Here is a 15,920-nt window from a genome sequence, read left to right as displayed (position 1 = left end):
AAAAGTGGGCAAGTAAAGTTTGAAGCCCATATTTATCTGTGAGCACCGCTAATTAAAACCGCGCGATGCGGAGCTGAAAAGCGGGTGAAAACTACAGAATTGATACTGAGCTACATGGAAAAAACACAATTGAGGTGGAATAGGTTCATCCGGGTGGGTGCTACTGTACTAGGACTACTGGCTGTCAGCGCCGGCTCATCTGTAGCCCAGGATGCCTGCCTGCTGGAGCCCGTATCTTTGCGCCAGCGCATTGCCGCCGCCACCGTAATTGTGGAAGCCCGCGTAGCTGCTACCCGCAGCCAAGACGAAGGGCCGCACATCGTAACTCTTAACGAACTCGAGGTATATAAAGTATTCCGCGGCACGCTGCCAGCCGGAAAGTTAACGGTGGTAACGGCTGGCGGCACGGTAGGGCTACGGCGGGAAGAAGTAACTAACTCACCTCAACTAGCTGTAGGTCGGCAGGCCGTGTTTTTGCTGGAGCCCGATCCGCAGCAGCCGGGGCGCTTCCGCCTCTACGCCGGGCCCCAGGGGCTTATCAGCTACGACCTGAACACGGCCGCCGCCGCGGAGCCCTTTGCCCGCTACGCTTCCATTGAAAACGACCTGTATCCGGCCCTCGAAGCGCAGACCGGCCAGGCTTTTCGCCCCGTGCAACCCAATGCTCCGCTGCTGGCCCGCCTGAAACGGGCGGCTCGGCCTGACGCCGCGCCGCTCATCAGTGGGCTGAGCCCCAGCACCATTACGGCCGGCACCACCAGCGTGCTCACCATCACTGGCTCGGGGTTCGGGGCCACCCAGGGCACGGGTACCGTGGGCTTTCGGAACTCCGACAACGGCGGGCAGTCCTTCGTTTCCCCGCTGGCTGCTGACTACGTGAGCTGGTCGGACACGGAAATTAAGGTGCGGGTGCCTTCCACTACCATCGGCGACGCAGGCACAGCCGGCTCCGGGGCCGTGCTGGTAACCAATGGCACCGCAGAAAGCGCCCTTAGCGTTGATAACGTGACGATTGATTACGCCCTGACTAACCTGAGCTACCAGACCAGCGCTACGGCGCCCCTGAGCCCCTACCGTGTAGCCCTGGTTGGCCGCGACGGGCAGGGCGGCTACACCTTGCACTACAACGAGCGTTTCGCGGCCAACACCGCTGCCAAAGAAGCTTTCGAGCGGGCCTTGCTGACCTGGCGCAACGGGGTAGGGGCCAACCGCCGCATGGCTACCACCACTACTACTACCAATGCCAATGCCCGGGACAATGTGAACATTGTCAGCTTTGATGATGCCGGGGAGCTAGCAGCCGGGGTGCTGGGCGTCACTTATTCCTACTACGCTGGCTGTAGCACGAACGGGGGGAGTATCAACTGGGTGTTGGCCGAAACCGACTACCTCTATGACGAGGAGCGCAACTGGCAATTCACCTCCGCCAACCCCACCAACGGACAGTTCGACTTTGAAACGGTAGCCCTGCACGAGCAGGGCCACGGCATCCAGCTTGGACACATCATCAGGCCAGGAGCGGTTATGCACTACGCCATTGCTCCCAACACCAAAAACCGTGTACTCAGCGCGGCCAGCGACATAGCCGGGGGCACGGCCGAAACCAATTTTAGCCTCTCCGCGGTAAGCTGTAACTACGCCACGTACGCGCGCCAGGCCCCGGCGCCGCTGCCCGTCACGCTGGTAAGTTTCGGGGCGGAAGCGGGCCCAGCCGGCGTACAGCTACGGTGGCGCACGTCGGTGGAGTTGAACAGCCGCTACTTTGCCGTGGAAGCTGCCGACGACCCAGCGGCCAGCAGTTGGACCGAGCTTACCCAGCTGCCGGCCGCTGGTACCAGCACCACACCTCGCGACTATGCCTACCTGGATTCCCAGCCCCTATCGGGCCTACGTTACTACCGCTTGCGTCAGCAGGATCTGGACGGAACCGTGCAGTATTCGGCCGTGGTAACGGTAGCGCCCGGCGCCAGCGCCACCCTAACCGCCTACCCCAACCCCTTTACCACGGAGTTACAGGTGCAGCTACCAGCCGCGCCGGCGGCTATCCTGCGCCTACTCGACCTCACGGGCCGCAGCGTGTACTCCGCGCCTGTGCCCGCCGCCCAAACCTTTCTGACCCTTACCCCGCCCGATTTGCGCCCTGGTGTGTACTTGTTAGAGTGGCGCAGTGGTAACCAGGTGCAGCGCACCCGGTTGGTGAAACAGTAAGTTAGCCTATAGCCAACTAGTAACTAGGTGTAGAAATCCTTCCAAAACTGTCATTCCGAGTGAAGGGAGGAATCTGGGTCAGACTGTAAAAGGCTACCCTAGATTCCTCCCTTCGCTCGGAATGACAGCTTAAGCGAGTTTCTAATCGGAGACAGTTTGACCGGGCTACACGGCGGCGCGCTGGCGGCCGGGCTGGATGGCTGCTTGGGGCCGCTCGCCGATTTGCTGGCGCCACATGGCGTAGTAAAGGCCGCGCTGGGCCAGCAATTCATCGTGGCGGCCGGCTTCGGCAACGTGGCCGCGCTCCAGCACGAAGATGCGGTCGGCGTGCAGAATGGTGCTCAGGCGGTGGGCAATGAGGATGGTGATGTGCTGGCGCGAGCCCGAAAGCTCCCGCACCGTTTGGCTGATTTCCTCTTCCGTGAGCGAGTCCAGGGCCGAGGTAGCCTCATCGAACACCAGCAGGGTAGGGTGGCGCAGCAGGGCCCGGGCAATGCTCAGGCGCTGCTTTTCTCCACCCGAAACCTTCACGCCGCCCTCGCCAATCACCGTATCCAGGCCCAGGGGGGCGCGGGCCAGCAATGAGTCGGCAGCGGCTTGGTGCAGGGCGCGCAGGCACTGCTCGTCGGTGGCCTGGGGCGCCACAAAGCGCAGATTTTCCCGGATGGTGCCGGCAAAGAGCTGAGCATCCTGGGTCACGAAGCCAATTTGCTCCCGCAAGGCGTCCAAATCTAGCTCGGGACCAGGAATGCCGTTATAAAGAATCTGGCCCTCGGCCGGAGGGTAGAGGCCTACCAGCAGCTTAACCAAGGTAGTTTTGCCCGAGCCCGAAGGCCCCACGAAAGCAATGGTTTCGCCTAATTTGGTAGTAAATGAAATGCCCGACAATGCCGCCGTGCTGGCGGTTAGGTGCTGGAAGTGCACGTCGTTGAAGGCCAGCGTCTCGATTTTCTCAATCACCTTAGGATGGGCGGGCTTCACCTCCTTGGGCGTGTCGAGAATCTGCTGGTAGTTGGCCAGGGAGGCCTCCGTTTCGCGGTATACGTTGATAATGGTGCCCATTTCCTGCAAGGGCCCGAAGATGGCGAAGGAGTAAATAAAGAAGGAGAAAAACTCGCCCACGGAAATAACCTTCTGCACCACCAGAAACAGCAGCATCAGCAGAATCACGTTACGCATCAGGTTCACGAAGGTGCCCTGCACAAAGGACAAGGAGCGCAGGTAGCGCACCTTTTTCAGCTCCAGCTTCAGAATTTTATCGGTGGTAGCGTTCAGCCGCTGGGTTTCCTGCTGGGCCAGCCCCAGACTTTTCACTAGTTCAATGTTGCGCAGGCTTTCCGTAGTAGAGCCGGCCAGGGCCGTGGTTTCGGCCACAATGGTTTTCTGAATCACCTTGATGCGCTTGCTCAAAAACAGGCTCAGCGTGGCCAGCAGCGGAATAGTAAGGAAGTAGACTACCGCAATGGGCCAGTACACGCTGATGGCGTACCAGGTCACAAACAGGATGGCTACCAAGGAAATAAACAGCACGTTGACAAAGCTTTGAATCAGCTTTTCCACGTCGGTGCGCACCTTCTGGAGCTTGCCCAGGGTTTCGCCGGAGCGCTGATCCTCGAACACTTGGTAGGGTAGCTCCAGGGAGTGCCGCAGCCCATCGGAGTAGAGCTGGGCCCCCAGCCGCTGGGTAATCACGTTGGTGTAGTAGTCCTGGAAGTTTTTGGCAATGCGCGACACCATGGCCACACCTAGGGCCTTAAGAATCAGCAGGCCTGCACCTCCAGTTAGGAAAACCCAGAAGGTGGGACGCTGGGCACTGTCCAGGGAAGGCGTAACGTAGCGGTCAATTATCTGCCGCAGAATGTAGGGATCTAGCAGGGAGAAAACCTGGTTGATGGCCGCCAGCAACAAAGCCAGGGCCAGCAGGCCCCAGTAGTTGCGTAAGTAACTGTAGAGGAGTTTCATTGAGGAGAAAGAGGGGAGCTATAGTAAGCCGAACAGGCGCTCGAAAGTTTTATTAGGGTAAGCGGGTAGGCGGGTAGGCGGGTAGGAGTTAAGGGGGAGGAAATTCATTATTCTTGAGTTATCCAGTCCCGAATGCTCCGTTAGTCAAGTCGTAGAGGTTTTGCTCAGACCAGAGAGAGTTTTCTTCAAGCACTAAAGTACAGAGCTGCCCCTCATCAACTCTTAACCTCACACCCTCCTGCCCTGAAAACCTACGCCGTGGCCTCGCCGGCGGTGCTGGCTACTAGGCGGGTGCTGCCGGGTACCATTGGGGGCGGCGGGGCGGTAGCGTTGTAGTGCTGGGCTAGCAGGTGGCTCACGGCGGGCGGCTCGGGGCCCTGGTGCAGGGCCCGGATCTGGTTTTTCAGCTCCGCCTCGTCGCGACTGACGCCCCGGTCGTGTTGCTGGGCGTGCTCCTCCCACGACTCGGTCATGAAGTATTCCACCAGCCGGGTGGGGTCAGCCAGGTCGGCATAAAGACCCCAGCCGATGGCGCCCTCGCGGCGCCGAATGCGCGCCAGCTGCTCCATGAGGTAGGTGAACGTGGGGCGGTCGGTGGGGGCTACCCGGTAGGTAGTCGTGATAATAACCGGGCCATCCTCGGGGTCGGGCGCCTCGGCCAGCACTGGTTCGGGGCGGGGGCGGGCGGGGGTGTGGTCCAGGGTTTCGGGGGAGGTGCGCAGGGAAAAGCGCAGGGCTAGCAGGGTAGTCAGGCCCAGCCAGATGGCAGCTCCGGTCAGTGCCAGGGGTAGGCCCGCCCGCTCAGCTACGGTACCCCACACCACACTGCCCAGGGCCATACCGCCCTGAATGGTAAGCAAATAGAGGCTGATAGTGCGGGCTTGTACCCAGCGCGGCACCACCGTTTGCACGCCCACGCTAAACGAGTTCAGTACCAGCATCCAGGCCATGCCCACCAACGTCAGCAGGGCATACAGCAGCCAGTGACTGTCGGCGTAGCCCAGGCCCAGCAAGCTCACGGCAAAAGCCGCCGTAGCCAGGGTCACGCGCCAGTCAATGCTCAGGCGTTGGTTGAGGCGGGGCAGCAGGAAAGCCGCCAGCACCGCACCCAGGCCCATGCAGGAAAGCAGCAGGGAGTAAAACGAGGTCGGTTCGTGCAGGCGGCGGGCTACCACGGCGGGCATCAGGGCAAACAAGGCGCTGGCCCCGAAGGTAAAGCACACGCCCCGCAGCAGAATATGCTGAACCGGCGGGGCAAACCGGGCGTAGCGGATGCCGCCCCGGATGGCGGCCACTACCCGCTCCGTAGCCAGCGTAGACGTGGCCTGGGGTTCCCGTTTCCAGCTATACACCATGTAAATAGTAGCCAGAAACGACAGCCCATTTAGCAGAAATGCCGCGCCCGCCGAGAAGTACCCGATAACCAGTCCGCCCAAAGCGGGCCCAAAGGCGCGGGCCAGGTTAAAGCTGACGCTGTTCAGGGCAATGGCCTGGGGAAGCTCCGGGCGGGGCACCAGCTCCGGCGTCACGGTTTGCCACACGGGGTTGTTCAGGGCCCCGCCCAGGCCCAGCAGAAACGTGAGCGTAAGCAGCAGCCACGGGGTAGTAAAGCCCAGCAGCGTTACGGCGGCCAGCAGCAGGGCCACCGTGGCCATCCAGGTTTGGGTGAGCAGCAGCATCTTGCGGCGGTCCACCAAGTCGGCGAGGGCACCAGCGGGCAAACTCAGCAGGAACACGGGCAGGGCCGAGGCGGTCTGGAGCAGGGCCACCAGCACCGGCGAGGTCGTCAGCTCCGTCATCAGCCCCACGGCCCCCACGTTCTGCATCCAAGTGCCAATGTTCGACACAAAGGAGGCAATCCACAGCATCCGAAAAAACGGAATCCGCAGGGGCGTGAACGGGGATGTGGAGGAAGCGGGCGAAGCGGCCGGAGCCGTGATGGGAGCAGACATGCGAGGCAAAGCGGCGAAGACAAAGGAGCAAAACCGCTTGCTTGTACGCAGGAACCTGCGGGCTGGCCGCGGCTAGTGCCCGGACTACCCCCTCATTAGGGCCGAAGACCGGGCTACCCCAAAGCGCCACAAAGCCCCGAAGGTGCGCTTCGGGGCTTTGTGAGGTGAGAAAGGTGGGCAGTTGCTGCCCGGGCTAGCTGCAGTTACGCGGCGCTAGTGCGGGTAGTGCGGCTGGCTTGCCCCCCTTTGCGGCCGGCCGCTCGGGCCTCTTCCGAGGTGAAGCGGTGGCCCCGGCCGCTTTCGTGCGAGGCTTTGCCGCCCTCACTGGCAATGCGGCGCTGGGTGGCGGGGTCCATGGCGGCGAAGCCCCGGGGGCGCTTGGCTTTGTCGGAGTTTGGGTTCGGTCGAGACTGATTTTGGTCGTTTTTCATAGCGTAAGAGAAGGTTGGAAAAGAAGTGAAAAAAGGTCGAGGAACATGTTAAGCGGGCCGGGCCTTGTTGCCGGCCTCCGCGGCTCGCAGCTCAAACAGCTGGTCGAGGCGGAGCAGGCGCAGGGAGTGTTCCAGCACCGGGCCCACGTTATAAAGCACAACAGTAGCGCCGGCCTGGCGCGTGAGCAGCAGCTGCGACGCCAGGTAGCTGACGCCCAGCGTGTGTAGGCACTTAAGCCGGCTGCAGTCGATGCGCAGCCGGGGCTGGGAGCCGGGCAGCGTACGAACCAGGCGGCGGGCCAGGGCCACGGGGTCGGTTGTGTTCAAGTCGACGTTATACAAAATCAACGAGGAGGCAGGTTTATTTGAAGCGCGCAACATACTAAGGCAGACGATAAAGAGAATACCGAAAACAGAAGTAGCCGGCGGGCAGGCTACACGCGCCGCGCCGCCGAGCGAGAGGAAGCTATTGTTCGGCCCGGCCGGCGCTGGGCAGGCGCCTGGGGCACGGGCCCGAACAGCCAGGTAGCACTACCGGGCTGTAGGCGCACTACCGCAAACTGGCCCCGTAAGTGCGCCCCCCCAATGTGCAAGCACAGGTAGTGGAGCGGCCAGTGCTCGGCCACGGGAACCACGGCCCGGCAACTACCGGCGTCGAGCTCGGTGGTAGGCAGGGCCAGGCCGGCGGGGGCCTCCGTGAGCAGCAGGTGGGGCTGGGGCGCTTCCCCGTGGCAGGCGGGCGTGGGCACCAGCAACCAGTGCGCTACCAGCCCCTCTGGGCTGAATAGGGCCAGGTGTTGCAACCCATCAGCGGCCAAGGACTGACGGAGCGCAAAGCGGTGGAAGGTGGTGGCTTGGGAAAGAAGCATACCGGGCAGAGCAGTAAACAGGAGGACCGGCGGGGGAGAGGCGTGAAAGGCGCCTGGCCGCTGGTTGGATAAAGGTGGTAAGGAGACTCAAAGGTCGCGGACTAAAACCAGAAATAAGTCCAGATAAACTACCAATTGTGCTAATCCGTATTTACCGCGGCGCTTCCTACCCGAACAGTAAAAACCCGTCCGTGCTTTGCGCTGGTAGGGTAGTTTTCACATGCCAAAAGGCCTCCTAGAGCTAGAGGACAGGCCACTCCCCACGTGGTCAAGCCGCTTTGCCAGTTGATGCAAGGAAATAGGCCAGGCGCTTTCCAGTAGCTGCTATCCGTCAGGCTACTGGGTAGTGGCTTCAGCAGGGCGCGGGGGCTAGCTTTACCCGGTAATTCTCCGCAGGATATACACGTAGTGAAAACCTATCTGAGGCCGCCGCTTTTTCTAATACGCCCAAGGCCCGGAACGACAGTTCCGGGCCTTGGGCAAATGCGGTAGTAGGGGACAGGTGGCGCCAGTGCGCTTGCCGTGGGCGCTAGAGCCGAATCCCGATGCCCGGCCCGAATAGGAAAAACAAGGAGCGTTTGTTCATTAAGTAGCCCCCGCCCAAATACAGCGGAAACGTTAGTTTGGCATCGGAGCGGGTAGGATACACCGAGCCCAGCACCACAATGCCCAGGTCACGGTTCACGTTGGATTCCTGGCTGAGGTTAAAGGCATTTAGAGCTACAAAACCGGCGCCTACCTTATAAGGCCGCAGCTTATTGATTTTGGTGGGGTGGTAGAAGCTGAGCTGAGCCAGCGTGGCCAGTGAAATGCCCCCGAATGAGGTAAAGCTCGACTCGCCCTTGTACTTGGTTAGCAGGCCGCCCGGAAAGCTGATATCAATGTCGAACTTGACGCGGCGCTGCAACACCAGCTCCAGCTTCTGGGAAAAGCCAGGCTCCTGGTACTGGCTTTGGGTGTGCCGGATGGTGATGATAATCGTGCTCCAGTCGTCGAGGTCGTAGGTTTTGCGGTAGCTCAGCAGGCTGTTTAGGCTGATGTTGCCTACCTGGCACTGCTTGTCCTGGTAGAAGGAGGCGCGCACGGAATTGCCATCGGGGCAGACTACTACGTTGTCGATGGTGCGCATCTCAATCAGCTCGCCCTTGGCGTTTTGGGTCCGGATGTCGAAGGTCAGGTACTGCTTGCCGTAGAGCTGCCGCTCTGAGTCGATGGCTCCGGCATTAAAGCTGAACACCACGTCGCTGATGGTGCGGTTGTAGAGCACGGGCCCGTTGAGGCGGGTAAGGGGCCGCGGGGCCTCCCCAAACGTAACGCCCACAAAATCCAGGGGGTGGGGCCGCTGGAACTCCCGCACCGAAAGGCCGTAGCCGGTAGGCTGCCCAGAGTTGAAAATGGTAATGCGCTTCTTGTCGATCGTAACCGGCACCTGCACCCGGTACACCACGGCCGCATCGGAGCGGATGCTGGAGTCGGAGGGAATCACCTGCACGTCCTCGAAGTGAAACCGGGCCCGGGAGAGAGATTCGCCCTCTAGGCGCACGTCCACGGTTTCGCCGGGGTTCACGTTGGTGTTGGTGGTCCAGTCGCCGCCGCGGTGGCGCACGCTCACGGCGCTGATGGCGGTCTTGGGTGAGATGTTGAAGTTGGTGACGTACTTGGCCTGGTCGTTTTCTTTGATGTAGAGGTAGCTTTCCGTCTGGCGGTGGGTATTGTACACGCGCAGCCAGCACAGCACCCGGTCGTTGGTCAGATACTGGCGCGTAAACAGCTCGGCAATCAGGGTGCCGCCGGCTTCTTCCTGGTCCTCAATGCGGTAGGTGCGCTTCAGATCAAAGGTGCGGCCGTTGTCCAGAATCAGCTCTACGCCGCGGCGGCGGGAGGCATCATCGAGGGTAATTTCCTTTTTATCGACGCTGAGAAAGCGCAGGCGCGAGGCCTTTACGGTAAACTCCTGACGCACCGGCGGCAGGCTGTAGGTCACGCGGCGGTTGTTGTCGGTCAGGAAGGGCCGCTCGGTTTGGGGGCGCAGGGTCAGCTGGCGGGTGCCCAGGGCATTGGGCAGCACGTGCAGGCGTAACACGCCTTTTTCCTGCTCCACCCGGTAGTCAATATCCTGGCCGCGCGTCCACTCCGGGCTCACCCGAATGTTCTTGGGGTTGTTGCTGATCAGGTCAAATACCTTTTCCTCGCCCACGAACAGCTCCGTATCGGCGGGCCGAAACTCCAGGGTGGTGCGGGTGGTAGGCAGCAGATTGATGGTTTGGGTTCGTACCGGCCGGCCCACCGTATCGGCGCTTTGCTGAAAGGTCAGGCGCAGGTAGCGGGTGCCAGTCAGGTCGCGGAAGCGCACCTTGGCCCGGTAGTACTGCCCGCCCTCCACGGCCGTCAGCGAATCCAGCAACACAAAATCGGCGGAGCGCTGCAGGCGAAGCGGCGCGCCCGGCCGGGGAGCAGCCTCAGGGTACACCAGCAGCTCCGCAGTTTCGTCGTCTTGGCGGTAGGTGAAGTAGAGGTGAGGCTCGCCCTGCACCGCTACGGTGTTGCGGCTTAGGCTGTAGCGGGTGGTGTCGGTGCGCACACTCAGGTCGCGCACCAGGGGAAATTGCTGGGCCTGAGCAGTCAGGCCACAGAGGAGCAGCAGCAGGGCCAGGCCCCAGGCGCCCGGCAGCCTGCGGAACCCGGAGAAGTTCAACACGGCAATCAAAAGGAAAAGTAGCCCCCGACCCACCGGGCGCCGCGCAAAGGTAGGACGCCGGGTAGGCCAGTTGCACTACTGCGGGCCTTTTTTTCAGCAGGAAGGAAGTGAGGTACTGCTGCCTGTGAAAACAAAAACGGCTGGCCGCTCCCGTAAAAGCGCAACACGCTGCCGCCGCTCGGCCGCTGAACCAGCCGTGGTATTAGCAGATTTCACCGGGCCCAGGGTGCCGCAGCAGGACCGGCCGGGCGGCCCGGGCCGCGGCTCGGAAGGGCGCGAAAGGGTAGGGAAGATGGGCTACTGCTTGTTGGCGTTGGCGGCGTGCCAGGCTTTGAACTGCTGAATCTCCTGCTGCTGGGCCGTAATCATTTGCTGGGCCATTTTCTTGAGCTGGGGGTCACGGCCGTGCGCAAGCTGAGCCTGGGCCATATCCACGGCGCTTTGGTGGTGCACCGTCATGAGTTGGTTGAAGCTCAGGTCTGGGTCGGTAGCTGGCTGGGGCAGGTCCTGCATCATGCCGTCCATTGAGGCCTTCATTTTGCTGCTGAACGGGTCGGCGGGGTTCTCGGGCTGGTAGTTGGCCGGGGCACTTTTCAAGCGGGCGGCAGCGGCAGTCAGCTCACGGATTTCCTGTTGCTGATCGGCCTTAATTTGCTCCGCCATGCGGCGCATGGTAGCGTCCTGGCCGTCGCGCAGCTCAATATCGGCCATTACCACGGCGCCCTTGTGGTGTTCCAGCATGTGGCGGGCAAAGTCGTAGTCGGTGTTTCCGGTGGGTGTGGTGGCGTGCATCTGCTGCATCATCTCGTTCATGGCCGTCAGCTGGGGCGAAGGCTCACTGGCGCCGGCTGCTCCGTGCCCCATGGCCGCGTGCCCCATGGCCGCGTGGTCCATAGCCGAGTGGGTTGCGCCAGCCATATCGTGGGTAGTGGAGGCATTGGCGTCCGCCCCAGCAGTGGTAGCCGCTGAATCGGCGGTGTGGTCGTTGGTGCAGCTGCTTAGCAGCAGGGTAGCCACAAGGAGAGCGGTAAGATAAATAGGGGAATTTTTCATGGGAGAGAGATGAGAGGGTTTGCGGGATAGGCAGCCTGGTGGCCGGTGCCAGCTTGCCAGCAGTTTATTCTTAACTGAGAGCCGTACCAAAATTGTTCTGCCGAGACGTTTCCTGGTTTCAACGAGAACAACCTGGCGCGGGTGGGAGCAGCTGACTAGGTTTACGGAAGCGGTTGACTGCCCACCGTTGGGCACCTGAACTCCTGCAGGTTAGCGCAAGCCAGCCTGGCGGCAGCCACCTCGGCCTTTTTTCTGGGCGGAAGTTGCCTTCCTCTCTGGAAAACAGCGTACGTTGCACGCACGTTTCTTTTCCAGCCTAGCTCAGCTTCTGCTAGCCGGGCACACCAACCCACGTATCCTTCCCCACCTTTCAACCAATGACGACAGAAAATCTACACAATCGTTTGTGCCAGCTAGCTTTGGCAGTGGCCTTGGCTTCTCCGCTGGCTGCTACGGCCCAGGGCACTACCACCGTAACCGTGCAACCCGGCGACCCGAAAGTGATGATTAGCAAGCACATCTACGGACACTTTGCCGAGCACTTGGGCCGCTGCATCTACGACGGATTTTGGGTGGACGAGAAGCTGAACGTGCCCAAGCAGGGCCGCATCCGGATGGACATTGTGGAGGCCCTACGCAAGATTAAGGTGCCCAACCTGCGCTGGCCCGGCGGCTGCTTCGCCGATACCTACCACTGGCGCGACGGGGTAGGACCCACGGCTCAGCGCCCTAAAATGCTCAACATGTGGTGGGGCAATAACCTAGAAGACAACTCCTTCGGTACCCACGAGTTTCTGGAGTTGTGCAAGCTGCTGAATACGGAGCCCTACCTAGCGGCCAACGTGGGCAGTGGCACGGTGCAGGAAATGGCCGGCTGGATGGAGTACCTCAACTCCAACGACGACACCCCGCTGGTGCTGGAGCGGCGCAAAAACGGCCATCCCGAGCCGTATAAAGTAAGCTGGTGGGGCATTGGCAACGAAAGCTGGGGCTGCGGGGGCAACATGACGGCCGAGTACTACACCGACGTGTACAAACGCTACGCCACCTTCGCCCACAACTACCCGGCCTCCCCACCGCTCAAGAAAATTGTGAGCGGGGCCAACGGCGACGATGCCCACTGGACGGAAACGTGCATGAAGAACATTCCGCTCAACCAGATGTGGGGCCTGACCCTGCACCAGTACACCTTGCCCACGGGTAGCTGGACCGGCAGCAAGGGCAAGGCCACCGGTTTCACGGAGCAGGAATACTTCAATACCCTGCGCAACTGCCTGAAAATGGACGCCGTAGTAACTAAGCACGCGGCCATCATGGACAAGTACGACAAGGACAAGAAGGTGGCCCTGCTGGTGGACGAGTGGGGCGTGTGGACCGACGTGGAACCCGGCACCAACCCGGGCTTTCTGTACCAGCAAAACTCCCTGCGCGACGCCCTGGTAGCTGGCACTACCCTCAACATCTTCAACAACCACGCGGACCGGGTACGCGGGGCCAACCTGGCCCAGGCCGTAAACGTGCTCCAAGCCCTGGTGCTGACTGACAAGGAGCGGATGCTGCTCACGCCCACCTACCACGTGTTCGACCTCTACCAGGTACACCAAGATGCCCAGTTGCTACCCCTGCAGTTCCAGAGCCCCGACTACGTGATGGGCAGTGAGAAAATCCCGGCTCTGAACGCCTCGGCCTCGCGGGCAGCCAACGGTACGGTGCACATTTCCCTGGTCAACCTCGATACCAAAAAGACCCAGAAGCTGGAAACCGCGCTGCTCGGCGTCAGCTGGAAAACCGTGTCGGGCCGCATCCTGACCTCGCGCAACGTGAGCGACTACAACACCTTCGACAAGCCCAATACCGTGCAGCTGGCTAGCTTCAACGGGGCCCGCAAGCGCGGCGACAAGCTGAGCGTGGAAGTGCCACCCCAGTCGGTGCTGGTGCTGGAGCTGAAGTAGGAACCTCGTATTTACCGGCCCACCCGTATTTTTTGAAAAGCATGGGCTGAGTGCCGAATACGAGGTCTGGCGCTTGTTTTATCCTGCGGGTTGTCGGTTTTCCTACGCTTCTTTAGCTCTACTAATTTCCTTCCAGTAAAAGCCTGTGGGCTTCCTGCTTACCGTTTACATATGAAAGATATTTTAGTGCGGAGCGGCCTCCTGCGAGGCGTGGTAACCGGCTTGCTCTTAGCGCCTTCCCTCATGGCCGCGGCCCAGGCCCGCCAGGAATACCTGCTGACTTCTGACTGGAAATTTGCCAAAGGCGACCAGCCCGCCGCCCAGCAGCCTAACTTCAAGGACGCCAAGTGGCAGACTGTCAGCGTGCCCCACGACTGGGCCATTTACGGTCCGTTCAGCAGCACCAACGACCTGCAAAAGGTTAAAATCGAGCAGAACAATGAGAAGCAGGCTACCACCAAAGCCGGCCGCACCGGCGGGCTGCCCTTCATCGGGACGGGCTGGTACCGGCGGCAGCTGACGGTGCCGGGTTTCGGGCCGGGCAAGCGGGCCGTACTCCTCTTTGATGGAGCCATGAGCGACGCCCACGTCTTCGTGAACGGGCAGCAGGTAGTGGTGTGGCCCTACGGCTACAACTCGTTTTTCGTGGATGTGACGGCTGCCCTTCAGGCCTCTGGCCCGAATACGCTGGCCGTGCGCTTGCACAACCAGCCCGAGGCCTCGCGCTGGTACCCCGGGGCCGGCCTCTACCGCAACGTGCACCTCATCGTCACCAACGACGTGCACATTCCGGTGTGGGGCACCTACCTCACTACCCCCGAAATCAACGCCGACTACGCCAAGGTAAAGCTGCGCACCCAGGTAGAAATGCCCGCCGGAGCGGCCCCGGCGCTACGCCTGCAAACCGAAATCCGGGACGCGGCCGGGCGGGTAGTGGCTACCCTCACCACGCCGCTGGCTACTACCGATGGGCACACGTTTGAGCAAAACCTGGTGGTGCCCAAACCGCGGCTATGGTCGCCGGAAACGCCGGTGCTCTACACAGCTTCCTCCAAGCTCTTCGCCGGCGACCAGCTCCAGGATGAGTACGAAACGCGCTTTGGCATTCGCTCCTTTACGTTCGAGGCCGATAAGGGCTTTTCCCTGAACGGGCGGCCGCGCAAGTTCAAGGGCGTCTGCAACCACCACGACCTGGGGCCCCTGGGCGCGGCCATCAATATGGCCGCCCTGCGCCGGCAGCTGACGCTGCTCAAGGACATGGGCTGCGACGCCATTCGCACCTCCCACAACATGCCCACGCCGGAACTGGTGGAACTCTGCGACGAAATGGGCTTTATGCTAATGGTAGAGTCCTTTGATGAGTGGAAGGCACCCAAGGTTAAGAACGGCTACAGCCAGTACTTCGATGAGTGGGCCGAAAAGGACCTGGTGAACATGGTGCACCGCGACCGAAACCACCCCAGCGTCATTATGTGGAGCATCGGCAACGAGGTGCCCGACCAGAGCACGGCCGGCGGCGGTAAAATCGCCAAGCGCCTCCAGGACATCGTGCACCGCGAGGACCCCAGCCGGCCCGTCACCATGGGCATGGACCGGTTCGACGATGACATCAAGAATAACTTTGCCTCGGTGCTCGATGTGCCCGGCTTCAACTACAAGCCCCACCGCTACCCCGAGGCCTACGCCAAGCTGCCCCAGGGCTTCCTGCTGGGTTCCGAAACGGCCTCCACGGTCAGCTCCCGCGGCGTGTATAAGTTTCCGGTGGTGCAAGCCAAGGAACAGCGCTACCCCGACAACCAGTCGTCCTCCTACGACCTGGAGGCCTGCAGCTGGTCGCAGGTGCCGGATGATGAGTTTGTGGCCCAAGACGAATTGCCCTACACCCTAGGCGAGTTCGTGTGGACCGGCTTCGACTACCTCGGCGAGCCAACCCCGTACGACGAGCGGTGGCCTTCGCACAGTTCCTACTTTGGCATCTTGGACCTGGCTGGCCTGCCCAAAGACCGGTTCTACCTCTACCGCGCCCGCTGGAACACCACCGCGCCCACCCTGCACCTGCTACCCCACTGGACTTGGCCCGGCCGCGAAGGCCAGACCACGCCCGTGTTCTGCTACACCAGCTACCCCTCCGCCGAGCTGTTCGTGAACGGTAAAAGCCAGGGCCGCCAAACCAAAACCACCACCGGCATGCCCCAAGCCCGCTACCGCCTGATGTGGAACGAGGTGAAGTATGAGCCCGGCGCCATCAAGGTAATAGCCTACGACGCCCAGGGCAAGGCCGTAGCCGAGGAAGAGGTGCGCACCGCCGGCCAGCCCCACCACATCAAGCTCGTTGCCGACCGCACCAGCCTCACCGCCGACGGGCAGGACCTAGCCTACGTGACGGCCCGGGTGGAAGACGCCCAGGGCAACCTCTGTCCCGAAGCCACCAACCAGCTGCAGTTCCGCGTGGGCGGCGCGGGCCGCTTCCGGGCCGTGGCCAACGGCGACGCTACCAACCTGGAGCTGTTCCACCAACCCCGCATGAAAGCCTTCCAGGGCCAGCTAGTGGCTCTGGTGCAAACCACCAACCAGGCCGGCGCCGTGCAGTTGAAAGCCACTAGCAAAGGCCTGAAAGACGGCATAATTCAGCTGCAAACTGCCAAAACAGCCGCGAAATAGCTGCTGGCCGGCCCACCTGCGCGCCTAGCGTTTCCTCGAAGTTGTTGCAATAGGCTGAGTCGTTTGCTTCGGCGCTACCGCCGCGTGCAAATCATGCAAGATTTCGGAAGAATTCCGTACGAACTCCGGCTTGG

Annotated in this window: 10 protein-coding genes; 3 read left to right on the top strand and 7 right to left on the bottom strand. The window is 61.4% G+C overall.

Annotation, left to right across the window (positions count from 1 at the left end; genetic code table 11):
• Window positions 1-114: 114 nt before the first annotated feature.
• Entirely contained in the window at window positions 115-2,208 is a 2,094-nt protein-coding gene (locus MWH26_RS10045; RefSeq protein ID WP_247974163.1) for a T9SS type A sorting domain-containing protein, read from the top strand.
• 165 nt (window positions 2,209-2,373) lie between these two features.
• Here MWH26_RS10045 and MWH26_RS10040 read toward each other — a convergent pair whose 3' ends face one another.
• The 7 genes from MWH26_RS10040 to MWH26_RS10010 form a co-directional block, all read right to left on the bottom strand.
• Complete coding sequence (locus tag MWH26_RS10040) at window positions 2,374-4,170, bottom strand: ABC transporter ATP-binding protein (RefSeq protein WP_247974162.1); 1,797 nt, start codon at window positions 4,168-4,170, stop codon at window positions 2,374-2,376.
• A gap of 251 nt (window positions 4,171-4,421) precedes the next feature.
• On the bottom strand, window positions 4,422-6,122 hold the full coding sequence (locus MWH26_RS10035) for an MFS transporter (protein ID WP_247974161.1): 1,701 nt from the start codon (window positions 6,120-6,122) through the stop codon (window positions 4,422-4,424).
• Window positions 6,123-6,325: 203 nt separating this feature from the next.
• Window positions 6,326-6,553, bottom strand: a complete 228-nt coding sequence (locus MWH26_RS10030; protein WP_247974160.1) for a KGG domain-containing protein — start codon at window positions 6,551-6,553, stop codon at window positions 6,326-6,328.
• Window positions 6,554-6,601: 48 nt separating this feature from the next.
• A complete protein-coding gene (locus MWH26_RS10025) occupies window positions 6,602-6,934 on the bottom strand; it encodes an STAS domain-containing protein (RefSeq protein WP_247974159.1) in 333 nt (110 codons plus the stop codon).
• Between the two features lie 53 nt (window positions 6,935-6,987).
• Window positions 6,988-7,422, bottom strand: coding sequence for a hypothetical protein (locus MWH26_RS10020; RefSeq protein WP_247974158.1), 435 nt, complete (start codon window positions 7,420-7,422; stop codon window positions 6,988-6,990).
• A 529-nt stretch (window positions 7,423-7,951) separates the two neighbouring features.
• Window positions 7,952-10,120 carry a hypothetical protein gene (locus MWH26_RS10015; RefSeq protein ID WP_247974157.1) on the bottom strand — a complete coding sequence of 723 codons (2,169 nt, stop codon included), beginning with the start codon at window positions 10,118-10,120 and terminating at the stop codon, window positions 7,952-7,954.
• Between the two features lie 297 nt (window positions 10,121-10,417).
• Window positions 10,418-11,173 carry a DUF305 domain-containing protein gene (locus MWH26_RS10010; RefSeq protein WP_247974156.1) on the bottom strand — a complete coding sequence of 252 codons (756 nt, stop codon included), beginning with the start codon at window positions 11,171-11,173 and terminating at the stop codon, window positions 10,418-10,420.
• Window positions 11,174-11,550: 377 nt separating this feature from the next.
• Here MWH26_RS10010 and MWH26_RS10005 point away from each other — a divergent pair, with 377 nt between their 5' ends.
• Together MWH26_RS10005 and galB are read left to right on the top strand one after the other, a co-directional pair.
• Window positions 11,551-13,125 carry an alpha-N-arabinofuranosidase gene (locus MWH26_RS10005; protein WP_247974155.1) on the top strand — a complete coding sequence of 525 codons (1,575 nt, stop codon included), beginning with the start codon at window positions 11,551-11,553 and terminating at the stop codon, window positions 13,123-13,125.
• Between the two features lie 171 nt (window positions 13,126-13,296).
• On the top strand, window positions 13,297-15,786 hold the full coding sequence (galB, locus tag MWH26_RS10000) for a beta-galactosidase GalB (protein ID WP_247974154.1): 2,490 nt from the start codon (window positions 13,297-13,299) through the stop codon (window positions 15,784-15,786).
• Window positions 15,787-15,920 lie beyond the last annotated feature (134 nt).

The organism is Hymenobacter sublimis (genome assembly GCF_023101345.1).
Classification (GTDB): domain Bacteria; phylum Bacteroidota; class Bacteroidia; order Cytophagales; family Hymenobacteraceae; genus Hymenobacter; species Hymenobacter sublimis.
Note: the sequence above shows the minus strand (reverse complement) of the source record. Positions and strands in the feature narration are given on the sequence as shown.